This is a genomic window from Streptomyces sp. NPDC040589 (genome assembly GCF_055594445.1).
In genome coordinates this window covers 57720-80814 of the sequence record NZ_JBVIWP010000001.1, presented here as the reverse complement: position 1 = coordinate 80814, position 23095 = coordinate 57720, and the positions used below count along the sequence as shown (strand labels likewise).

Sequence of the window (23095 nt, the reverse complement as noted above, 5' to 3'; positions counted from 1 at the left end):
CATGACGAACAAGACAGACTCCACCGGCGACGTCCGCCTCAAGGGCATAGCCAAGACCTACGGCGCCTTCACCGCCGTCCACCCGCTCGACCTGACCGTGCCGCAGGGCTCCTTCTTCGCCCTGCTCGGCGCCTCCGGCTGCGGCAAGACCACCACCCTGCGCATGATCGCCGGTCTGGAGGAACCTTCCTCCGGGACCGTGTCGCTGGGCGACCAGGACGTGACCGCGCTCCCGCCGTACAAGCGGCCGGTGAACACGGTCTTCCAGTCGTACGCCCTCTTCCCGCACCTCGACATCTTCGAGAACGTCGCCTTCGGTCTGCGCCGGCGCGGCGTCAAGTCGGTGAAGAAGCAGGTCGGGGAGATGCTCGACCTCGTGCAGCTCGGCGAGCAGGCCCGCAAGAAGCCGCACCAGCTCTCCGGCGGCCAGCAGCAGCGCGTCGCCGTGGCCCGCGCGCTCATCAACCACCCCAAGGTGCTCCTGCTCGACGAGCCGCTCGGCGCCCTCGACCTCAAGCTGCGCCGCCAGATGCAGCTGGAGCTCAAGCGCATCCAGACCGAGGTCGGCATCACCTTCGTGCACGTCACGCACGACCAGGAGGAGGCCATGACCATGGCCGACACGGTCGCCGTGATGAACGCGGGCCGCGTGGAGCAGCTGGGCGCGCCCACCGACCTCTACGAGAACCCGCGCACCACGTTCGTCGCCAACTTCCTCGGCACCTCGAACTTCATCGAGGCCGAGGTCGACTCCAAGAGCGGCGAGGAGCTCGTGCTGAAGGCGGGCGGCGGCAAGCTCGTCCTGCCCGAGGCCCGGTGCGGCGCGCCCGCGACGACCGGCGGCAAGGTGCTGGTCGGGGTGCGCCCGGAGAAGATCTCCCTCGCCCACGCGGACGACGCCGGCGAGATACCCGAGGGCCGCAACCGCATCACCGGCCGGATCGCCGACTCCAGCTTCATCGGTGTCTCGACGCAGTACGTCGTCGACAGCCCGGTCTGTTCCGACTTCGAGGTCTACGCCCAGAACATCGACCGCGACCCCCGGCTGGTGCCCGGCGCCGAGGTCGTCCTGCACTGGAACCCGGCCCACACCTTCGGCCTGGACGCCGCCCAGGACGCCGAGGCCGGAGTGGAAGAGGCGGCCTGATGTCCACACTCACCGAGGCGCCACCGCCGCTCGCACCGGAAGCCCCCGAGCCGAAACCCCCCAAGCGCAGGGGCCGCTGGACGCCGTACTGGCTGCTGCTGCCCGGCATCCTCTGGCTGCTGGTCTTCTTCGCGCTGCCGATGATCTACCAGGCCTCCACGTCCGTGCAGACGGGCTCCCTGGAGGAGGGCTACAAGGTCACCTGGCACTTCGCCACGTACTGGGACGCGCTGTCCGCTTACTGGCCGCAGTTCGTCCGGTCGGTGCTCTACGCGGGCACCGCCACGATCCTGTGCCTGCTGCTCGGCTACCCGCTCGCGTACCTGATCGCCTTCCGCGCGGGCCGCTGGCGGAACCTGATCATGATCCTGGTGATCGCGCCGTTCTTCACCAGCTTCCTGATCCGTACCCTGGCGTGGAAGACGATCCTCGCGGACGGCGGCCCGCTCGTCGGCGCGCTCGACACGCTGCACGTCCTGGACGTCACCAACTGGCTCGGCTGGACCGCCGGCGACCGCGTCCTGGCGACACCGCTCGCCGTGGTCTGCGGTCTGACGTACAACTTCCTGCCGTTCATGATCCTGCCGCTCTACACCTCGCTGGAGCGCATCGACGGCCGGCTGCACGAGGCCGCGGGCGATCTGTACGCGAAGCCCTGGACGACCTTCCGCAAGGTCACCTTCCCGCTGTCGATGCCGGGAGTCGTCTCCGGCACGCTGCTCACCTTCATCCCGGCGACCGGCGACTATGTCAACGCCGACCTCCTCGGCTCCACGGACACCCGCATGGTCGGAAACGTCATCCAGACGCAGTTCCTGAGAGTGCTGGACTATCCGACGGCGGCCGCGCTCTCCTTCATTCTCATGGCGGCCATTCTGCTCATGGTCACCCTCTACATCCGCAGGTCCGGGACGGAGGATCTGGTCTAAATGCCCTTCGTCAACTGGCTCAAGAGAAATCTCGTCGTCATCGCGGGACTGCTGACACTCGGCTATCTCCTGCTGCCGAACATCATCGTGACGGTGTTCTCCTTCAACAAACCGAAGGGGCGCTTCAATTACGAATGGCAGCGGTTCTCCCTGGACGCCTGGAAGGACCCGTGCGGGGTCTCCGACCTGTGCGGCTCGCTGTCGCTCAGCCTCCAGATCGCCGTCTGGGCGACGCTCGGTGCCACCCTCCTCGGCACCCTGATCGCCTTCGCGCTGGTCCGCTACCGGTTCCGGGCCCGCTCCGCCGTGAACTCGCTGATCTTCCTGCCGATGGCGATGCCCGAGGTCGTCATGGCCGCCTCGCTGCTCACCCTGTTCCTCAACATGGGCGCCCAGCTGGGCTTCTGGACGATCCTCATCGCGCACATCATGTTCTGCCTGAGTTTCGTGGTCACGGCCGTGAAAGCACGGGTCATGTCGATGGATCCCAAACTCGAGGAGGCGGCACGGGACCTGTACGCGGGCCCGGTGCAGACCTTCGTGCGGGTCACCCTGCCGATCGCCGCCCCCGGAATCGCGGCGGGCGCTCTGCTCGCCTTCGCCCTCTCCTTCGACGATTTCATCATCACCAATTTCAACGCCGGCTCGACCGTCACCTTCCCCATGTTCGTCTGGGGCTCGGCGCAGCGTGGAACGCCCGTTCAGATCAATGTCATCGGTACGACCATGTTCGTCGTCGCCGTACTGTTCGTTCTGGCTTCCATGGCCGTCGGAAATCGCCGCAACAGGCAAAAGGCATAAAGGCATAAAGGCATCACCGTAGGGAGTTGAAATCATGGCCCCGAGCGCCATGAATCAGTGGACTCGTTCGCTCTCCGACGTCCAGCCGGTCCCGTACTGGCTGGACGACCCCGGCCGGCCCCGTCCGGAACCCGCGCTCACCACCTCCGAGACCTGCGACCTGCTGGTCGTCGGCGGCGGCTACAGCGGACTGTGGACGGCGCTGATCGCCAAGGAACGCGACCCGGGACGGGACGTGGTGCTGGTGGAGGGCCGCGAGGTGGGCTGGGCCGCCTCCGGCCGCAACGGCGGATTCTGCGCCGCCTCCCTCACCCACGGCCTGCCCAACGGCCTCGCCCGCTGGCCCGACGAGATCCACACGCTCCAGGAGCTCGGCACCCGCAACCTCGACGCCATCGAGGCGGCCGTCGCCCGGCACTCCATCGACTGCGACTTCGAGCGCACCGGCGAGATCGACGTCGCCACCGAGCCGTACCAGGCGGCGGAACTGCGCGACTGGCACGAGGAGACGGCCCGGCGGGGCCTCGCCGAGGGCGTCGAGTTCCTGGACGCGGACGCCGTGCGGGAGCAGGTGGACTCACCCACCTTCCAGGCGGGCCTGTGGGACCGCAGGGGTGTGGCCATGCTGCACCCGGCGAAGCTCGCCTGGGGCCTCAAGCAGGCGTGCCTCCGGCTCGGCGTCCGCGTCTACGAGCACACCCCGGCCTTGACCCTGAAGCCGTACGGCCCCGGTATGGCCGTACGCACCCCCTACGGCCGGATCCGCGCCCGCCAGGTCGCCCTCGGCACGAACATCTTCCCGAACCTGGTCAGACGCGTCCGCTCGTACACCGTCCCGGTCTACGACTACGCCCTGATGACCGAGCCGCTCACCGCCGCCCATCTGGCGTCGATCGGCTGGAAGAACCGCCAGGGACTCGGCGACAGCGCCAACCAGTTCCACTACTTCCGCCTGTCCGCCGACAACCGGATCCTGTGGGGCGGCTACGACGCGATCTACCCCTACGGCGGCCGCGTCCGTGCCGAGTACGACGACCGCCCGGAGACCTACGCCAAGCTCGCCGGGCACTTCTTCACCTGCTTCCCGCAACTGGAGGGCGTCCGCTTCAGCCACGCCTGGGGCGGCGCGATCGACACCTGCTCCCGCTTCTCGGCGTTCTTCGGCACCGCCCACCAGAAGAAGGTCGCCTACGCGGCGGGCTACACCGGCCTGGGCGTCGGCTCCACCCGCTTCGGCGCCGAGGTGATGCTGGACCTGCTGTCCGGTGAGCCCACGGAGCGCACGGAACTGGAAATGGTCCGCAAGAAGCCCCTCCCCTTCCCCCCGGAGCCCTTCGCCTGGACGGGCATCGCCCTCACCAAGTGGTCCCTGGCCCGCGCGGACGCCCAGGGCGGCCGCCGCAACCTGTGGCTGCGCACGATGGACCGGCTGGGGCTGGGCTTCGACAGCTGATCGAGCGGGGTGTGAGCCGGTTCACTCCAACGAGGAGCCGAAACACGCGTAATGACCTACTGAGACCCCCTTCTCCCTCGTGACGCCCTCGGGACGCGCCGCGCGTCCGCGAGATTCACGGGCTTCACGAGAGAACAGGGGGTCTCCTCATGACCGGTGCGAAGACGGCGGTCGAGTGGCTCGCATCCGCCGCACCCGACCCCGAGGCCTGCCGCTCGGAGTGGGAGCGCAACCCGCTCGGGGTCGCGCTGCTGCCGGCCGGCGGCGCCTGGGACGTGCTCATCCTGCCCGGAGACCTCGGCTACGCCACGCTCGACGTGCTCACCCGCGTGCTCGACCGGCCGGGGCCCGTGCTCGTCGACTTCGGCGACGAGCGCATCGGGTTCTTCGTGCCGCCGGGCACCGCGGCCCGCTGGCTCGGCACGGGCATCAGGACGGCGGGCGCCGGCACCTGGATCGTCGTGCCGTACCCGGGCCGTTCCTCACCCGGCGGCGTCCGCTGGCTGATCCCGCCGGACGGCTCGGGCATGCTGACGGACCCGACGCTGCTGGAACTGGCGATGCACGATGCGGCGGCGCGGCTGGCCACGGAAAGGGACGGCTAGGACACGTGGCCGTGACTCACCGCGGCTGCTCGGCGGTCCCTCGCCTCAGAAGCAGCCACAGCGAGGAGAGCAGCACCGCGCACAGACACCAGCTGGCCGCCACGTCCAGGGGCCAGTGGTAGCCACGGCGGACCAGGCCGTAGCTCGCGCCGAGGACGAGGGCGGCGCAGACGGCGACCAGGGCGCCGCGGGCGAGGGGGGTGCGGAGCCGGGGGAGCAGGAGCAGGGTCGAGCAGCCGTAGGCGATGGCGGCCGTGGCGGTGTGGCCGGAGGGGTAGTAGCCGGTCCCCGGCGGCACGGCCGGGGTGCCCGGGCGGTCCGTGAGGTCCTTCAGCGGAATGATCAGCGCCGGGACCAGGGCCATGAGGAGGGCAGCGGCGGTGACCGGCAGCCACCAGCGTCCCGTACGGCGGGTCCGCAGCGCGACGTATCCGAGGGCCACGGCGAGGACCGGGACCGCGACCTGGACGTTGCCGAGGTCGGCGAGGAGTTCGGAGTAGCGGTCCGGGTGGACGAGTTCGCGGCTGGCGCGCTCGTCGAGGCGGATGAGCGGGCCGTCGGCGACGACCTGCCAGGTGATCAGGACGAAGAGCAGAGCCGGGAGGCTGAGCAGGAGGGCCAGGACGCGCGAGTATGTCGCGGTGGGCTCGTCGCGAACCTGGTTCCCGGAGATCGGCATGGGACACAGCTTGGCACGGGCACGGATGTTCCTTGCCCACCCCGCGCGACCCCCGTGGAGGATCACGTGAACCAGCCGGAGAGCGACGACGGCCTCTTCGACCACTGCCCGTGGCTCTACGCCGAGCAGGCGTCGCAGGCACAGCGCGCGGCACAGGAGCAGCGCCGGAAGCGACTCCTCGCGGGAGCGGGGGCGGTACGGCTGGGCGAGGGCTGCTTCGTCGCGGAGACGGCCGCCGTGTACCCGGACCACCTGGACCTGGGCGACCGTTCGTACATCGCGGCCCACGCGTATGTCACCGGCGCCATACGCGCCGGCGCCGACTGCACGATCAACCCCTTCACCGTGGTGCGCGGCACCGTCACCCTCGGGGACGGCGTACGCGTCGGCGCCCACAGCTCGCTGCTCGGCTTCAACCACGGGACCGCGCCCGACCTGCCGGTCCATCGGCAGCCGGTCACCAGCCGCGGGATCACGATCGGCGACGACGTGTGGATCGGCTCGCACGTGGTCGTCCTGGACGGCGTCACCATCGGCGACCACTGCGTCATCGGCGCGGGCGCGGTCGTCACCAAGGACCTGCCCGCCTGGACGATGGCGGCCGGCAACCCGGCCCGCCGCATCAGGGACCGCCGCGATCCGCGCGAAACGGGGCCTGGCAGTGGGGCGGAGGCGAGCGCGGCGCCCGGCAGTGCCGCAGCGGGAACCGCTTTGCCCGGCAGCGCGGTGGGGGAGGGTGCGGTGCCGGGCAGCGCGGTGGGGGAGGGTGCGGTGCCGGGCAGCGCGGTGGGGGAGGGTGCGGTGCCGGGCAGCGCGGTAGGGGAGGGTGCGGTGCCGGGCAGCGCGGTAGGGGAGGGTGCGGTGCCGGGCAGCGCGGTAGGGGAAGGTGCGGTGCTGGGCAGCGCGGTAGGGGAAGGTGCGGTGCCGGGCAGCGCGGCAGGGGACAGGGCTGCGCCCGGCAGTGCGGGCACGGTCGGTGCGGCACCGCGCGGTGGGGATCAGCGGCCCGCCGACGACGGGTTCGGTCACGCTCCCCGGACCTCGCACGGAGTGGCGCCGCGTCCCACCGGCACCCCCGCCCTCGTCGAGGCGCTCTCGGCGTTCGCCGGGGCGGCCCGTGCGCAGGCGGTCGAGGTGCTGGACCGCTGCCGGCAACCGGACACCCGCCGGTACGTCGACCGGCCCGGCGCCGAGCCCACCGTGCGGGCGCACTGCGACGCCGTCGAGATCGCCGACCTCCTCCTCGGGGAGGCGCCGCCCCAGCTGCCCGCCGCCGAGCACGTGGCACGACTGCGCGGCCTCCAGGACCCGGCCACCGGCCTGATACCCGAGTACGGCGCACCGCCGCCGCTCCCCGGCCCGGCCGGAGTACCGGACGACGGGGCCCCGGCCTATCACGTGCTGTGCGTCGGGTACGCGCTGGACCTGCTCGGCAGCTCCTTCGCCCACCCCGTCCACGCGGTCCGCCGCACCACCGCCGACCGACTGGTCTCCCACCTGGCCGAACTGCCCTGGGACGACCGTGCCTGGCACGCCGGTGCGTGGGTCGACTCCTGGGCCACCGCCGCACACTGGAACCTGCGCCTCGGAGTGGAAGCGGCCGCGCCCGGGGCGCTGGAGGCGCTGTTCGGCCGGCTGCACACCCGGGTCGACCGCCGTACCGGCATGTGGGGTTCGCCCACGCCGCGGGACGGACACCTCCAGATGGTCAACGGCTACTACCGGCTCACCCGCGGCTCCTTCGCCCAGTTCGGCCTGCCCGTGCCGTACGCCGAGCGCGTGATCGACACGGTCCTCGACCACGCCCGCGACCCCCGCCACTTCGCACCCGGCCGCGAGAACGCCTGCAACGTCCTGGACGTGATCCACCCCCTTTGGCTCTGCGCCCGGCAGACCACCCACCGCTGTGAAGAGGCCCGCTCCTGGGCGGCGGCCCAGCTCACCGCCGCCCTGCGCCGCTGGCATCCCGGCCAGGGCTTCGCCTTCGGCCTGGCCCCCGACGGCACAGGACCGGGCCGCGACCCCGGCCTCCATGGCACGGAGATGTGGCTCGCGATCATCTGGCTGCTCGCGGATGTCGTCGGTGTCGCCGACGCCCTGGGCTACCGCCCGCGTGGCATCCACCGTCCGGAGCCCGCTCTGCCCGGCTGATTGTCAGTGCCGGGTGCCAGACTCCCCGCATGACCGAACCCAACCCGAAAGCCGACCTGCTCCGATACCTCCAGGACGCCCGCGACGCTCTGCTCTGGAAGCTCGAAGGGCTCTCCGAGTACGACATCCGCCGTCCGCTGACGCCGACCGGGACCAACCTGCTGGGCCTGGTCAAGCATGTCGCCGGGGTGGAGCTGGGGTATTTCGGCGACACGTTCGGGCGGCCGTACTTCGTCGAGGAACCGCCCCCGCCCTGGTGGTACACGCAGGACGCCGAACCCAACGCGGACATGTGGGCCACCGCGGACGAGTCGCGCGAGCAGATCGCGGGGCTCTATCGCGCGGCGTGGGAGCACTCGAACCGCACCATCGAGAAGCTGGCACTGGACGCGACCGGTCACGTCCCGTGGTGGCCCGAGGAGCGCCGGGAGGTGACGCTGCACCACATCCTGGTCCGGGTGATCGCCGACACGCAGCGGCACGCGGGCCATGCCGACATCGTGCGCGAACTCATCGACGGCAGTGTCGGGCTGACGAAGAGCACCGACAACATGCCGGAAGGCGATCAGGACTGGTGGGAGAACCACCGGCGCCGGCTGGAGCGCGTCGCACGGGAGGCCGATGACAGCTGATCCGGCTCGCGGCCGCGGCGGAAGGGAAGGGGGGAGAAGAAGAGGGAGGTCGGCCGCCCCGGAACAGGGGGGGTGGTTCCGAGGCGGCCGTCCGGACCGGAACGTCGCGCGCCCCGGGGGGTTTGGGGCGGGCGACTGTCCGATCGGTGAGGAGATCCAGAGCCTCGGGCTCCGGTTGTGTGCGCGAGGGCACGACCAGGTCGAAGCTGGGGAGGCCCCGGCCTGATGTCACCCACAGTCCCCTGTGGGTGGGGGTGTATCTCTCATCTGGTTAGAACCTACGACAGGGGCTGGGTGGAGGACAGGCCATAGGGTCGCCTGTCATCCACCTCGCACACCTTCTTCACACGCTCTGCCGCTCGCCGCCCCGGGAGCGGAACCGGGACGGCTCACCTGCCCCGACGGCGGCTCAGATGCGCGACTGCCGTGTCAGATACGGGCGAAGGCCTGCTCGATGATGTCGAGGCCCTCGTTCAGCAGGCCCTCGCCGATCACCAGCGGGGGCAGGAAGCGGAGCACGTTGCCGTAGGTGCCACAGGTCAGGACCAGCAGGCCCTCCGCGTGGCAGGCCTTGGCGAGCGCGGCGGTCGCCTCCGGGTTCGGCTCCTTGGTGGCACGGTCCTTCACCAGCTCGATGGCGATCATGGCGCCGCGCCCGCGGATGTCGCCGATGATGTCGAACTTCTCGGCCATGGCGGTGAGGCGGGCCTTCATGACCGCCTCGATGCTCTTCGCCCGGGTGTTGAGGTCGAGCTCCTTCATCGTCTCGATGGAGCCCAGCGCACCGGCGCACGCGACCGGGTTGCCGCCGTAGGTGCCGCCCAGGCCACCCGCGTGGGCGGCGTCCATGATCTCGGCGCGACCGGTTACGGCGGCCAGCGGGAGACCACCGGCGATGCCCTTGGCGGTGGTGATCAGGTCCGGGACGATGCCCTCGTCCTCGCACGCGAACCACTGACCCGTGCGGCAGAAGCCGGACTGGATCTCGTCGGCGACGAAGACGATGCCGTTGTCCGAGGCGAACTTGCTGATCGCCGGCAGGAAGCCCTTGGCCGGCTCGATGAAACCGCCCTCGCCGAGCACCGGCTCGATGATGACAGCGGCCACGTTCTCCGCGCCGACCTGCTTGCTGATCTGGTCGATGGCCTGCGCTGCGGCCTCGGGGCCCGCGTTCTCCGGGCCGGTCGGCCAGCGGTAGCCGTACGCCACCGGCACCCGGTAGACCTCGGGAGCGAACGGTCCGAAGCCGTGCTTGTACGGCATGTTCTTCGAGGTCAGCGCCATGGTCAGGTTGGTACGCCCGTGGTAGCCGTGGTCGAACACGACGACCGCCTGGCGCTTGGTGTAGGAGCGGGCGATCTTGACGGCGTTCTCGACGGCCTCGGCGCCGGAGTTGAACAGGGCGCTCTTCTTGGCGTGGTCACCGGGGGTCAGCTCGGCGAGCGCCTCGGCGACCTCGACGTACCCCTCGTACGGCGTGACCATGAAACAGGTGTGGGTGAAGTCGGCGAGCTGGGCGGAGGCCCGGCGGACGACGGCCTCGGCGGAGGCGCCGACGGACGTCACGGCGATGCCCGAGCCGAAGTCGATGAGCCGGTTGCCGTCGACGTCCTCGATGATCCCGCCGCCCGCGCGCGCCGTGAACACGGGCAGTACGGAGCCCACGCCCTGCGCGACCGCGGCGGTGCGGCGGGCCTGCAGTTCCTGCGACTTCGGTCCGGGGATGGCGGTGACGACGCGGCGCTCCTGCGGAAGTGAGGTCATGCGGGGCTCCTGGGGTGGTGCGGACGGTGTTTTTGCGGACGCTTGGCTTCTTTTCTCGCAGGCTAGGGCGGCGAAAGGGGGGTGGGCATGCTCCATGTGGGCGTTGTCGGAGGGGCGGCTTGTCCGGGGTGGACATGGCGCTCTGGTGGGCTGCTGCCCACGACCCGGCCGTGTAAGCGGTGAACTCCCCAGGGGAGGGCGTTAGATTGGCACGCTGATGGTGGACGGAGCGGCTGGTCAGGGGGCAAGGGCGATGGACAGCGACGGGACGCAGGAGGCGCGGGGTACGCATGCGAACCCCGTACCGCGTCCGGCGGGGGCGCCGGAGGTGCCCTCGGCACCACCGAACGGCCCCGGCGAGCCACCGGGCGGCCGGAGCGCACCCCCGGACGGACCGGCCGTGCCGCCCCGGCCCACGCGGGCGCCCGGGACCCCGCCGGTGCCCGACGGCTCGTCCTTCATGACGTGGCTGCGCACGCCCAGGCCCGACGCGGCACCCGGCGTCTGGCGGTTCGGGCACCGGCCGCGGCCCGCCGAGGAGCCCGAGGAGATCCCCACCCGGCAGTTGCTGAGCGGGGCGCTGATCGCCTTCCTGGTGGGGTGGCTGATCTGGTCGCTGCTGCAGAACGGGTACCTCGGCAACTGGTGGTGGGTGCCTTTCGACCTGATCATTCCCGATGCCTGGCGCGGCGGCGACAGCGATCTCGGCGAGACCGGCACCTTCATCGTGTACCAGGGGTACGAGTTGCTCGTCGCCCTGGCGATCATGGTCGGGGTGGCCCGGCTCGGCCGCTGGGGCGAGGTGTGGCGCCGCTTCGTCGTCCCCCGCTTCCGCCGGCCGGAGCCCCAGACGGCCCATCGGGACCCTCAGGACGACCCGGCCCAGTGGAACGAGCTCCGCGCCGCCGGAGCCGTCGACGCTGCCGAGCGGCTCGCAGCCGAGGCGCGCTCGGGGCTCATGCGCGACGTCGACCACGCCCGGATCCTCCGTGCCTGGCAGGGCGTGCGCACCGGACGGCACAGCCTCGCCACCTTCAGCTCCACCGTCCTGCGGGACGGCGCCGCCGCCTGCCTCCACCCCTCCGGAGAGCGCGACCTGCCCGCCCGCCTCGCCCGGCACGACCTCGTCACCGGCCAGGTGCGGCTGGGGACCACCGTCGACGACATCCGTAACCCGTACGCCTACCGAGGCGCGGGGCTCGGTCTGGGGCCCGATCTGCTCGGTACCTCGCTCGTGGCCGTCGGCCCCGCCGGGTCAGGCAAGACCGGTACCGTCGTCCGGCCGCTCGCCGAGTCGCTGTGTCTGCACGCGCTGGCCGGGCGGGCCGCCGTGGTCGTGGTCGGTGGGGCGGGCGCGGGGCTCGGGCCGGCCGACGCGTACGACGTCGTCGTGCGGATCGGGAACCAGGACTCCGAGTACGACCTCGACCTGTACGGCGGGACCGCCGACCCGGACGAGGCCGCGGCCGTGCTCGCCGAGGCACTCGTCGGGGACCTCGCCGATCCGCACCCGGGCAGTGACACCCGGCGCTCCACGACCGTTCTCGCCCAGTTGCTCGGACCGTTCCGGGCCGTGCACGGGCGTTTTCCCTCCGTACCGGAGCTGCGGCAGCTCCTGGACGGGGCGCCCGGGCCGTTCGCCGCGCTGCGGCAGGGGCTGCAGGACTCCGGGCAGGAGTCGCTGCTGCGGGAGCTCGACGCCCGGGAGCGGCAGATGGGGCAGCCCGGAGATGTCGGCGGGGTGCTCGCGGACCGGGTCGCGCTGCTGGACCGGCCCGCCTTCGCCTCGTTCTTCGACACGTCCGGTGCCACCCGGCCCTTCACTCTCAAGGCCCTCGACCACCCCGTGCGGGTGCGGATCGATCTGCCCGAGCGCGGGCACGCCGACGCCTCCCGGATGCTGGCGCGGCTGGTGCTCGCGCAGTTCTCGGCGAGTGTCGCGGTGCGCGAGGACCGGTCGCTGTTCGCCTGCCTGGTGCTGGACGACGCGACCGGCGTGGTGACGCCGGAGGCCGTGCGCGGCATCCAGCGGCTGCGGTCCGGCAACGCCGGTGTCGTGCTCACCCTGCGGACGCTGGACGACGTGGCCAGGCCGCTGCGCGGACCGCTGCTCGGGGCCACCGGGTGCCGGATGGCGCTGTCGGGGCTGACGCCCTGGGACGGGCAGGACTTCGCCGAGGTGTGGGGCAAGGAGTGGATCGAGGCCCGGGACGTCACCGACCGGCAGATCATCGCCGAGACCCCGGCGGGCAAGGCCGTGCACATGCTGCGCCGGGTGATCACCGGCAAGGCGCCGACCGCGCGGGCGGTGACCGTGCGGCAGGTCGAGCGGGAGCGCTGGTCAGCCTCCGAGCTGGCGCACGGCGTACCGGCGGGGCACGCGGTGTTGTCGCTGACCGATGTGAAGGGCGAACACGCGCCACCCCTGCTGGTGGATCTGCGGGGCTGACGCCTGCCGGCACCGGTGTGGGTACGCGAGGACCGTACGGTGAGGCAGAATCATCACAGGTCGTTCATACGCGGCGGCCAAATGAGCACAAAGATCACACAGCACCGCACAGCCCTGACGCAGACATGAAGGCCTCATGCCCCCGACGCTCGCCTCGCTCGTCCACCACTCCGCGCTGAAACTGACCGTGCGGGCGGGCGAAGACCGCCTCGACGTGCCGGTGCGCTGGGCACACGTCAGCGAGCTGGCCGACCCCGTGCCCTACATGGAGGGCGGGGAACTGCTGCTGATCACCGCGCTCAAGCTGGACGCCGAGGACCCGGAGGCCATGCGGCGCTACGTGCGGCGGCTGACCGGGGCCGGGGTGGTCGGGCTCGGCTTCGCCATAGGCGTCAACTACGAGGAGACGCCCAAGGCCCTCGTCGACGCGGCCGGGGAAGAGGGCCTGCCGCTGCTGGAGGTGCCGCGCCGCACCCCTTTCCTCGCCATCAGCAAGGCCGTGTCCGCCGCGATCGCCGCCGACCAGTACCGGGCCGTCACGGCCGGGTTCGCCGCCCAGCGCGAGCTGACCCGGCAGGCGCAGACCGGCGGACCGGAAGGGCTGCTGTCCGCGCTGGCCTCGCAGGTCGACGGCTGGGCGGCGCTGTACGACGCCTCGGGCGCCGTCGTCGCCACGGCACCGGAGTGGGCCGGCCGGCGGGCCGCGCGGCTCACCGGCGACGTCGAGCGGCTGCGGGAACGCCCCGCGCCCGCCTCCTCGGTGGTCGGCGGGCCGGAGAACGAGGACCGGGTCGAGCTGCACACCATCGGCACGGGCCGGCGCCCTCGCGCGGCCCTCGCGGTCGGTACGGCCGCCGCCCTCGGCACCGCCGAGCGCTATGCCGTCCACTCGGCCATAGCGCTGCTGACCCTGACCACGGAACGCTCCCGGTCCCTCCAGGCCGCCGAGCAGCGGGTCGGCGCGGCGGTGCTGCGCATGCTGCTGGCCGGGGAGCCGGACCACGCGCGCACGGTCGCCGGGAGCCTGTACGGCGGGCTGCTGGACGCGCCGTTCCGGATGCTGGTCGCGGAGCGGGTGCCGGTGTCGGCGTCGGCCGCGCTGACCCGTGCGGAGACCCGGGCGGGCACACCGGCCGTCGACCGGCCCTCCGCCGCCGCGCTCGCAGCAGCCGACACCGGCGGTGACCCCCTCGCGGCGCTCGCCGACGTCATGGAGTCCGCAGCGGCCCGGGCCGGCGAGGCCGTCCTGGTGGTGCCCGAGGGGGAGCGGTTGGTGGTGCTGGCAGCGGACCGGGGTGCCGCCGCGGCGGCCTGCGGGGAGTACGCGGCAGCCCTGGAGGCGGCCCGGGCGGGCGTACGCGAGAAGGTGCCTGGCGGGGAGGAGGCCGAGCTGGTCGTGGGCCTGTCGGCACCGGCCGGGCCCATCGCCGCCTCCTCCGCGTACAAGCAGGCCGAGCAGGCCCTGTCGGTGGCCCGGCGGCGCGGACGCGTCCTGGTGGAGCACGAGCAGTTGGCGGCCGGATCGGTGCTGCCGCTGCTGGCGGACGACGCGGTGCGGGCCTTCGCCGACGGGATGCTGCGGCCGCTGTACGAGCACGACGCCACGGGCCGCGGCGACCTCGTCGCCTCCCTGCGCGCCTGGCTGTCCCGGCACGGCCAGTGGGACGCGGCGGCGGCCGACCTCGGCGTCCACCGGCACACCCTGCGCTACCGCATGCGCCGAGTCGAGGAGATCCTCGGCCGGTCCCTGGACGACGCGGACGCGCGGATGGAGCTCTGGCTGGCCCTCAAGGCGACGACCACCGAACCGGCCTCGTCCGCCAGACCGTAGTGTTCGCGGCCGGTACTGCTACACCCTGTACAAACGCCGTTCGGCCACCCCGCCCCTACCGTGGGAACCCGCAGCACAGGAACCACACCCGACGCCGAAGGGCCGGAACTGAGATGACTTCCACCCACGCCTTCTGGCTCGCCGGCCGCCAGGCCACCGGCGAGGACACCTTCGACGTCAGCTCCCCGTGGGACGGGCGGCTCGTCGGCAAGGTGAGCGTGCCGACGGACGCGCAGGTCGAGGAGGCCGTGGCCGCCGCGTACGCCGTGCGGGACGAGTTCGCCGCCACCCCCGCCCATGTGCGGGCCGCCGCCCTCGACCACGTCAGCAGGCGCCTCGTCGAGCGCACCGAGGAGATCGCCCGGCTGATCTCCGCCGAGAACGGCAAGCCCCTGAAGTGGGCGCGCGGCGAGGTCGGACGGGCCGTGTCCGTCTTCCGGTTCGCCGCCGAGGAGGCCCGGCGCTTCAACGGCGGCGAGGCACAGCGCCTCGACACCGACCTGGGCGGCCAGGGCCGGCTGGCCCTCACCCGCCGCTTCCCGAAGGGCGTCGTGCTCGGCATCGCGCCCTTCAACTTCCCGCTCAACCTCTGCGCCCACAAGATCGCCCCGGCCATCGCCGCCGGCGCGCCGATCATCCTGAAGCCGGCCCCGGCCACCCCGCTGTCCGGCCTGATCATCGGCGACCTGCTGGCCGAGACCGAGCTGCCGGCGGGCTCCTGGAGCGTCCTGCCCGTCGCCAACGACAAGATGCCGGCTCTCGTGCAGGACGAGCGCCTGCCCGTCATCTCCTTCACCGGCTCCGAGAAGGTCGGCTACGCGATCATGGACTCGGTGCCGCGCAAGCACTGCACCCTGGAGCTGGGCGGCAACGGCGCGGCCGTCGTCCTCGCCGACTGGGCGAGTGACGAGGACCTGGACCGGGCGGCGCAGCGCATCGCCACCTTCTCCAACTACCAGGGCGGCCAGTCCTGCATCTCCGTCCAGCGCGTCATCGCCGACGCCTCGGTGTACGACCGGCTCCTGCCGCGCGTCGTCGCCGCCGTCGAGGCCCAGGTCACCGGCGACCCGAGTGACGACGCGACCGACGTCGGCCCGCTGGTCAGCGAGGACGCCGCCCAGCGCGTCGAGACGTGGGTCCAGGAGGCCGTGGACGCCGGTGCCGCGCTGCTCACCGGCGGCAAGCGGGACGGCGCCTCGTACGCGCCGACCGTCCTGGCCGACGTACCGGCCGATGTCACGATCTCCTGCGAGGAGGTCTTCGGACCGGTCCTCACCGTGCAGAAGGTGAACGGCGAGGCCGAGGCCTTCGCCGCCGTCAACGACTCCAAGTACGGCCTCCAGGCGGGCGTCTTCACGCACGACCTCCAGACCGCCTTCCGCGCCCACCGGGCCCTGGAGGTCGGCGGTGTCGTCGTCGGCGACGTGCCGTCCTACCGTGCCGACCAGATGCCGTACGGCGGCGTCAAGCAGTCCGGCGTGGGCCGCGAGGGCGTGCGGTTCGCCATGGAGGACTACACCTACGAGCGCGTGCTGGTCCTGACCGGAATCGACCTCTAGCTCATGGGAACCATTTTCATATAGGCTCTGCGAAGAGGCCCGGCACCGATGCCTTCCGGTGCCGGGCCCCTTCTGTGCGCCGGCCTGCTCCGGACCCTCAACCGGAGAAGCCGACGTGCGCGAGCCGCAGCGGGCCGCGCAGCCTGAGGCGGACGTCGTGCACGCCCGCGGCGGCGAGGGACGCGCCGAGGGAGACATAGTCGTACGGACCCGATGTGGGGGCACTGGTCGACAGCACCGCGAGGGCCGGGCCGCCGTCGAGGGACACCTCGACCGTGCCCTCGCCGGCCACCTCCACCGTCACCTCGCTGATGCCGCGGCCGAAGTCGCAGTCGCGGTAGACCAGTTCACCCGTGCCCCCGCCCGCCGGCGTCACCGCGTCGTCCGACACCTTCGTCCGGTCGACGATCTCGATGCCGCTCTGCTCGTCGAAGCCGGCCGCGGCCAGGCCGCCCGCGACGACCGGGCGCGGCAGGGTGGGCTCGCCCTCCAGCGTGACGGCCGTCCGCAGCCGGATGTCCTCGCTGGAGGCCCCTGCCAGCAGCTCGTACGCGCCCGGCTCCACGCGCCACCGGTCCTGGGCCACGTCCCAGAACGCGAAGGCGGACAGCGGGACCTCGAAGCTCGGCTCCGCCGTCTCGCCGGGGGCGAGGGCGACGCGGCGGTGGTCCAGCAGCTCGCGGCGCGGACGCGGCACGGACGGGTCGACGGCCCGTGTGTAGAGCTGGGCGACCTCGTCGGCGGTGACGTCACCGGTGTTCGTGACCGAGAACGAGACGTGCAGCGTGCCGTCCTCGACCCGGGTCGTCAGGCCGTCGTACGCGAACGACGAGTACGACAGGCCGTGCCCGAACGGGAACAGGGGCGTGCCCTCGAAGTACAGATACGTCTGGCGGGCGCCGATCACGTCGTAGTCGAGGAGGCCGGGCAGATCGGCGTCGTCGGCGTACCAGGTCTGCGGCAGGCGGCCGGCCGGGGAGACGTCGCCCGCCAGCACACGGGCCAGGGCGGTGCCGGCCGCCTGGCCGCCGTGCGCGGTCCACAGCACGGCCGGGAGGGTGGCCGGGTCGACGGCGTACGGGTAGGCGGAGACCAGGGCCAGCACGGTCGCCGGGTTCGCCGCGCGGGCGGCCCGCAGCAGCCGTTCCTGGTGCTCCGGCAGACGCAGGGTCGTACGGTCCTCCGTCTCGCGGCCGTTGATGTGCGGGTCGTTGCCCGCGACCACCACGACCGCGTCGGCCTCCGCGGCGGCCCGCGCCACCGCGTCCTCGCCGCGCTCGGCGACGACCAGCTCGAACACCTCGGGATCTTCCTCGGCAACCTTCACGCCGTCGGCGGAGACACACACGTGACGACCCGTCCCCACGTGCTTCAGGAGGTGCCCGCCATCGTGCGGTTCCAGGCGGAACGTCTCCTGGACGATCCAGCCGCCCGGCTGGTCGGCGGAGGCGCGGACCCGGCCGTCCTCGGCGACCGAGAGGTAGCGGCCGTCGGGCGCGCGCAGCGTCAGGACGCCCTCACCCCAGTCGACCAGCGCCAGTTCGGTGCCGGTCGCGTCGGTGGTCAGCGAGGGCAGGTCGGTGCGGCCCGCGAGCAGCGCCGGGTCGAGCGCGCCCTCGGCGCCGCGCACCTCGTCGGCGGCGTCCTCCGCCACCGGCACATGCAGGAACACGCCCGCGGAGGTCTTCAGCCGGACCCGGTCCACACCCTCCGCGAACTCCACCCGCTCCGCGCCGAACCGCTCGTACAGCCCCTCCAGCGGGGTCGAGCGGTGGATCAGCGTGCCGCTGTACCAGTCGAGCTTGCACTCGTCGGCGAGCAGCCCGACCACGGCGATACGGGTGTCCGGGGCGAGCGGCAGCACCCCGTCGTTCTTCAGCAGCACGACCGCCTGCTCGGCCGCCTCCTGGGCGAGGGCGCGGTGCCCCGGGGAGTCGAACTCGCTGGTGGCGTCGTGCGGGTCGTACTCCGGGTCGAACTCGCCGAGGCGGAAGCGGACCGAGAGCTGGCGGCGGACGGCCCGGTCGAGGTCGGCCTCGGTCAGCAGGCCGCGCTCCAGGGCGACGCGCAGCCGCCCGGTCATCTGCGAGGAGTCCGTGCCGTGGTCGGTGAAGCTGTCGACGCCCGCCACGAGGGAGGCGGCGGTGGCCTCCTCGTGGGTGTCGAAGTAGTGCTCGGAGTCGACCAGATTGCTCGGCGCGCCCGCGTCCGAGCAGACCAGCAGCTCCTCGTCGGTCCAGGCCCGCAGGTGCTCGCCGAGGTACGGGGAGACGTGGTTGGGGCGGCCGTTGACCAGGTTGTACGCGGGCATCACCCCGGCCACCGCACCCGCCTCGACGGTCTCGCGGAAGGCCCTCAGGTCGTACTCGTGCAGCACGCGCGGGCGCACCGAGCTCGACGTCGTCGACCGGTCCGTCTCGTTGTTGTGGGCGAGCCAGTGCTTCAGCACGGGCGCGGTGCGCCAGTAGGTGGGGTGGTCGCCGCGCAGACCGTGCGTGTACGCGGTGGCGATCGCCGAGGTGAGCTTCGGATCCTCCGAGTACCCCTCCTCGTTACGGCCCCACAGGGGGTGGCGCAGCAGGTTGACCGTCGGGGCCCAGACGTTGAGCCCGACCCTGTCGTCCTTGGCGCGCATCGCGCGGACCTCCTTGGACACCGCGTCGCCGACCCGCCGCACCAGCTCCGGGTTCCAGGTGGCGCCGAGGCCGACCGCCTGCGGGAACACCGTCGCCGGGCCCATCCACGCCACGCCGTGCAGGGCCTCCTGGCCGGTGCGGAAGGCGGCGATGCCGAGCCGCTCGACGGCGGGCGCGAACTGGTGCAGGAAGGCGGTCTTCTCCTCGCGCGTGAGCCGCGACAGGAGGTCGTCGATCCGCTTCGCGAACGGCAGGCGCGGATCGCGGAACGGCGGCGTGGGCGGCGTGTGTGCGGTCACGTGGGAATCCCTTTGCGATGGAGCGGCGAGACGCTTTCGAAGCGCTTCGATGCTGGTTCGACGTGGGGGTGGGTGTCAAGACACCTCGGCGCAACAACTCCGACCCTGCGGCGCCATTCCAAGCGCCATTTGTGTCAGATCGCGATCGTGCACACCTCGGGAGAATCTTGGAATCGCCCCTTGTGCACCCCTGGGTGTTCACTTAATCTCGCAGCAACATCGAAGCGCTTCGACTGTGAAGTCCGCCACCCGGTGGTGCGCATTCCTCGTCACTCGTCGGAGTCTCGCTTCGGCTCAGCCAGTTCCACTCGAGACACCGCAGCCGACGGCCCTCCGCCGGGTGTCCTGGTGTGCCATGAAGGGTTGACGCAATGACGCCGAACGCCGCCTCCGCCTCCTCCGGACCGAGCCGGAGATCCTTCCTCGCCTCCACGGCGGTCGCCACCGCGGCTGTGGCGGGTGGGATGCCGCTGCTCGCCGCCTGTGGCGGCGGGCAAGAGGGACAGAAGGACGGAGCCACGTCGGGCAAGAAAGCCGCGAAGATCCTCCCGGCCTACGTCGCGTCGAACGTCGTGACCCCGGACCTCCCCTCGAAGAACGGCTCGCCGGTCGGCTTCACCAAGGCGATCCCGGCGGCCGAGCTGAAGACCTCGGTGTCGCAGAAGCTGGGCAGCGGCGGCAAGCTGACCATCATGGCCCCCTACTGGGGCGCCCCGCCCAAGGGCGACAACCCGTACTACTCGGCCATGAACAAGGCCATCGGCGTGGACATCACCTGGCAGAACCAGGACGGCGTCACCTACGACCAGAAGCTCGGCGCGATTCTCGCCTCCAGCGACATCCCCGACGCCGTGGTGGTGCCCGACTGGAACCTGACGGGCCGGATACCCACCGCCATCAACGCCAAGTTCGCCGACCTCGGCCCGTACCTGTCCGGCGACAAGGTCAAGGACTACCCGAACCTCGCGGCCGTGCCCTCCGACGCGTGGCAGCGCGGCATCTTCGGCGGCCAGCTCCGCGCGATCCCCATGCCGACCTCCTACGTCACCGGCATGGCGGCCATGTACCGCAAGGACATCTTCGAGAAGAAGGGCTACGCCGTCCCGAAGAGCCCGGACGAGTTCCTGTCCTGGGCGAAGGAGGCGACGCAGGCCAAGTCGAAGGTCTGGGCCTGCGACGACATGAAGTGGTCGGCCCTGCAGATCTTCGGTGTCCAGCCGGGCGGCGACAAGGCGCTGTGGTGGAACATGGAGGACGGCAAGCTCGTCAACCGCATCGAGACCGAGCAGTACCTGGAAGCCCTGGAGTGGACGCGCAAGCTCTACGCGGCGAAGGTGGTCCACCCGGACGCCGTCTCGGGCAAGGCGGGCGGCATGGCGGCCAACCGCTTCACTTCCGGACAGGTCCTGGTCTACAACAACAACATCTCCGACTGGTGGGGCAAGACCGCCGAGCAGCGGACCCAGAACCCCGACTTCGAGATGGGCGTGTTCGACGTCTTCGGGCCCGACGGGGGCGATCCCACGCTCTGGGCCGGCCAGCCCGGCGGCATGTTCACCTTCATCAGCAAGAAGGCGAGCAAGCAGCAGATCAAGGACTTTCTCGCGCTCTGCAACTACTGCGCCGCTCCCTACGGCACCAAGGAGTTCATGCTCACCGCCTACGGCGTCGAGGGCACCGACTACACGGTGAAGAACGGCCTGCCGACCAAGACGCAGCAGGGCATCAACGAGGTCAGCAGCACCTACGACCTCACGGGCAACCCCGCACCGTACGTCGCCTACCCCGACTTCCCCGACATCACCCGGGGCATCGTCGAGTGGCAGCAGCGCATGGGCGCCTTCACCAAGAAGTCCTCCTTCTACGGGCTGACCGTCACCGAGCCCAACCGGTGGGCCAACCTCGCCGACGACTTCGAGCAGCTCGAGGACGACGTGGTGCGCGGCCGGAAGAAGATCAGCGACGTTCAGCAGGCCGTGTCCGACTGGAAGAAGAAGGGCGGCGACGACCTGCGCGACTGGTACAAGAAGCTGCTCGACGACAACGGCTCGGCGAACTGATCCGGGGCTCAGGCAAGGAGAAGGCCGTGTCCAACAGCACGGTGCCTCGGACGACGACCGAGGACAAGACCCCCGCGAGGTCTCCGGCGGCGTCCGGCGGCGCCGCCGGAGACCAGGCCCGCGGCAGGAAGAACTCGGGCAAGCTGAGCCTGAAGCTCAGATTCAGGCGTGACCGCACGCTGATCCTCATGACCCTGCCGGCGGTCCTGCTGATCCTGGTCTTCAACTACATACCGATCCTCGGCAATGTGGTGGCCTTCCAGGACTACGACCCGTACGCCGGCGACAACGGCTTCGTCGCCATCTTCAACAGCCCCTGGATCGGCTTCGAGCAGTTCGAGCGGATCTTCGCCGACTCGGCCTTCTGGCACGCGGTGCAGAACACCCTGGTGCTGTTCTTCCTGCAGCTGGTGCTCTACTTCCCGATCCCCATCCTGCTCGCGCTGCTCATCAACAGTGTGGTCAGGCCCCGGATACGAGCGGTCGCCCAGGCGGTCATGTACCTGCCGCACTTCTTCTCCTGGGTCCTCGTCGTCACCGTCTTCATGCAGATCTTCGGCGGAGCCGGGATCATCGCCCAGACCCTGCGCCAGCACGGCTACGAGGGCTTCGACGTGATGACCGACCCGGAGGTCTTCAAGTACCTGGTCACGGCCCAGACCGTCTGGAAGGACGCGGGCTGGGGCATCATCGTCTTCCTCGCCGCGCTCTCCTCCGTCTCGGGCGACCTGTACGAGGCCGCCGCCATGGACGGCGCAGGACGCTGGCGGCGGATGTGGCACATCACGCTGCCCGCCCTGCGACCGGTGATCGCCCTCCTGCTCGTGCTGCGCGTCGGCGACGCCCTCACCGTCGGCTTCGAGCAACTGCTCCTCCAACGACAAGCCGTGGGTGTCAACGCCTCGGAGGTCCTCGACACCTACGTGTGGTGGAACGGTATCCGCAACCAGGACTTCAGCTATGCCGCCGCCGCCGGGCTCATCAAGGGTGTGGTCGGGCTGGCGCTCGTACTGATCGCCAACAAGGTGGCCCATCTCATGGGCGAGCAGGGGGTGTACAAGAAATGACCGCCGTCCTCGGCACTCCGCCCGACGACGCGCCGCGCGTCTCGAAACCGAGCCGCTGGGCGGCCCCGCCCCGCCCCGTCTGGGAGGAGCCGCCCAACAAGGCCGGACTGGCCGGCAAGGGCATCGCCCTGACCCTGGCCTGCCTGGCCATCCTCTTCCCGCTGTGGATCGTCATCGTCACCAGCCTCCAGTCGAAGAAGACCATCGACGAGGCCGGCGGCCTGGTGGTGATACCCAAGGGCATCACCTTCATCGCCTATCAGGAACTCCTCAGCGGCGGCCAGGTCCAGAAGGCCGCCCTGGTGAGCATCGGCGTGACCGTGGTCGGCACGCTGTTCAGCATGACGGTGTCGGTCCTGTGCGCGTACGGCCTGTCGCGCAGCGGCTCGCTCGGCCACCGCGGCATCCTGATGACACTGCTGGCGACGATGTTCTTCGGGGCCGGCCTCATCCCCACCTACCTGCTGGTGCAGGCCCTCGGCCTCACCGACACCTATCTGGCGCTGATCCTGCCCAGCGCCGTCAGCGTCTTCAACATCCTGGTGCTGCGCGCGTTCTTCATGAACATCTCCCAGGAGCTGATCGACAGCGCCCGCATCGACGGCGCCGGCGACTGGCGGATCCTGTGGAAGATCGTTCTGCCACTCTCCCGTGCGGTCCTCGCGGTGATCGGCCTCTTCTACGCCGTGGGGTACTGGAGTGCCTGGTTCAACGCGTCGATCTACCTGACCGACCAGGAGATGATGCCGCTGCAGAACGTGATGATCCAGCTGGTACAGATGCAGCAGCGTCCGGTGGGCCTCCAGGCACAGATCAACACCGGCCAGCTCTCGCCGCTCGCGATCCAGATGGCGGTGATGGTGATGGCCCTGCTGCCGGTGGCCGTGCTCTCCCCCTTCGTCCAGAAGCATTTCAAGAAGGGCATGCTCACGGGGGCCGTCAAGGGGTGACGCCCTTGTCTCGAGTCTCGCCGTAGGGCTGTCGGTTGTTTGTGTCCGCGGCTGCGCTGTGGTCGTTCGCGCAGTTCCCCGCG

Annotated in this window: 16 protein-coding genes and 1 pseudogene; 13 read left to right on the top strand and 4 right to left on the bottom strand. The window is 71.1% G+C overall.

Features of this window, described 5'->3' with window-relative positions:
* Window position 1 precedes the first annotated feature (1 nt).
* From ACZ58V_RS00310 to ACZ58V_RS00290, 5 genes are all read left to right on the top strand, one after another.
* Window positions 2–1147: an ABC transporter ATP-binding protein gene (locus ACZ58V_RS00310; protein ID WP_468195171.1), complete on the top strand. Its 1146-nt coding sequence runs from the start codon at window positions 2–4 to the stop codon at window positions 1145–1147.
* Window positions 1147–2076, top strand: coding sequence for an ABC transporter permease (locus tag ACZ58V_RS00305; protein WP_468195172.1), 930 nt, complete (start codon window positions 1147–1149; stop codon window positions 2074–2076). The genes ACZ58V_RS00310 and ACZ58V_RS00305 overlap by 1 nt, the downstream gene beginning before the upstream one ends.
* Entirely contained in the window at window positions 2077–2877 is an 801-nt protein-coding gene (locus ACZ58V_RS00300; RefSeq protein WP_468195175.1) for an ABC transporter permease, read from the top strand. It abuts the gene before it with no gap.
* A gap of 34 nt (window positions 2878–2911) precedes the next feature.
* The gene (locus ACZ58V_RS00295; protein WP_471287689.1) at window positions 2912–4330 is read left to right on the top strand and encodes an NAD(P)/FAD-dependent oxidoreductase; all 1419 of its coding nucleotides are present in this window, start codon (window positions 2912–2914) and stop codon (window positions 4328–4330) included.
* Window positions 4331–4479: 149 nt separating this feature from the next.
* Window positions 4480–4935 carry a bifunctional DNA primase/polymerase gene (locus ACZ58V_RS00290; protein ID WP_468195181.1) on the top strand — a complete coding sequence of 152 codons (456 nt, stop codon included), beginning with the start codon at window positions 4480–4482 and terminating at the stop codon, window positions 4933–4935.
* Window positions 4936–4951: 16 nt separating this feature from the next.
* On the opposite strand, the gene ACZ58V_RS00285 is transcribed toward ACZ58V_RS00290, so the two are convergent.
* Window positions 4952–5614: a phosphatase PAP2 family protein gene (locus tag ACZ58V_RS00285; RefSeq protein ID WP_468195182.1), complete on the bottom strand. Its 663-nt coding sequence runs from the start codon at window positions 5612–5614 to the stop codon at window positions 4952–4954.
* A gap of 66 nt (window positions 5615–5680) precedes the next feature.
* Between ACZ58V_RS00285 and ACZ58V_RS00280 the strand changes: the two genes are divergently transcribed.
* Both ACZ58V_RS00280 and ACZ58V_RS00275 read left to right on the top strand, forming a co-directional pair.
* Complete coding sequence (locus ACZ58V_RS00280; RefSeq protein WP_471287687.1) at window positions 5681–7765, top strand: acyltransferase; 2085 nt, start codon at window positions 5681–5683, stop codon at window positions 7763–7765.
* 29 nt (window positions 7766–7794) lie between these two features.
* Complete coding sequence (locus tag ACZ58V_RS00275) at window positions 7795–8397, top strand: DinB family protein (protein ID WP_468195189.1); 603 nt, start codon at window positions 7795–7797, stop codon at window positions 8395–8397.
* 41 nt (window positions 8398–8438) lie between these two features.
* On the opposite strand, the pseudogene ACZ58V_RS00270 reads toward ACZ58V_RS00275, so the two are convergent.
* Together ACZ58V_RS00270 and gabT are read right to left on the bottom strand one after the other, a co-directional pair.
* A pseudogene (locus tag ACZ58V_RS00270) lies at window positions 8439–8633 on the bottom strand (phosphatase PAP2 family protein); the annotation flags it as partial.
* 193 nt (window positions 8634–8826) lie between these two features.
* Entirely contained in the window at window positions 8827–10161 is a 1335-nt protein-coding gene (gene gabT, locus ACZ58V_RS00265; RefSeq protein WP_471287685.1) for a 4-aminobutyrate--2-oxoglutarate transaminase, read from the bottom strand.
* Between the two features lie 253 nt (window positions 10162–10414).
* On the opposite strand from gabT, the gene ACZ58V_RS00260 reads away from it, so the two are divergent.
* The 3 genes from ACZ58V_RS00260 (at window position 10415) to ACZ58V_RS00250 (ending at window position 16000) form a co-directional block, all read left to right on the top strand.
* Complete coding sequence (locus ACZ58V_RS00260) at window positions 10415–12610, top strand: ATP-binding protein (RefSeq protein WP_471287682.1); 2196 nt, start codon at window positions 10415–10417, stop codon at window positions 12608–12610.
* Window positions 12611–12746: 136 nt separating this feature from the next.
* Entirely contained in the window at window positions 12747–14441 is a 1695-nt protein-coding gene (locus ACZ58V_RS00255; protein WP_471287679.1) for a PucR family transcriptional regulator, read from the top strand.
* A gap of 113 nt (window positions 14442–14554) precedes the next feature.
* Window positions 14555–16000, top strand: coding sequence for an aldehyde dehydrogenase family protein (locus ACZ58V_RS00250; protein ID WP_471287678.1), 1446 nt, complete (start codon window positions 14555–14557; stop codon window positions 15998–16000).
* A gap of 97 nt (window positions 16001–16097) precedes the next feature.
* Here the strand turns inward: ACZ58V_RS00250 and ACZ58V_RS00245 are convergent, their stop codons facing one another.
* On the bottom strand, window positions 16098–18935 hold the full coding sequence (locus ACZ58V_RS00245; RefSeq protein WP_471287677.1) for a glycoside hydrolase family 3 C-terminal domain-containing protein: 2838 nt from the start codon (window positions 18933–18935) through the stop codon (window positions 16098–16100).
* A 371-nt stretch (window positions 18936–19306) separates the two neighbouring features.
* Here ACZ58V_RS00245 and ACZ58V_RS00240 point away from each other — a divergent pair, with 371 nt between their 5' ends.
* Genes ACZ58V_RS00240 through ACZ58V_RS00230 form a run of 3 tightly spaced genes read left to right on the top strand, consistent with a single transcriptional unit; the run spans window position 19307 to window position 23012 of the window.
* Complete coding sequence (locus ACZ58V_RS00240; protein ID WP_471287675.1) at window positions 19307–20995, top strand: extracellular solute-binding protein; 1689 nt, start codon at window positions 19307–19309, stop codon at window positions 20993–20995.
* Between the two features lie 26 nt (window positions 20996–21021).
* Window positions 21022–22062, top strand: a complete 1041-nt coding sequence (locus ACZ58V_RS00235) for an ABC transporter permease (RefSeq protein ID WP_468195210.1) — start codon at window positions 21022–21024, stop codon at window positions 22060–22062.
* Window positions 22059–23012: a carbohydrate ABC transporter permease gene (locus ACZ58V_RS00230; RefSeq protein WP_468195212.1), complete on the top strand. Its 954-nt coding sequence runs from the start codon at window positions 22059–22061 to the stop codon at window positions 23010–23012. The genes ACZ58V_RS00235 and ACZ58V_RS00230 overlap by 4 nt, the downstream gene beginning before the upstream one ends.
* Window positions 23013–23095: the final 83 nt, after the last annotated feature.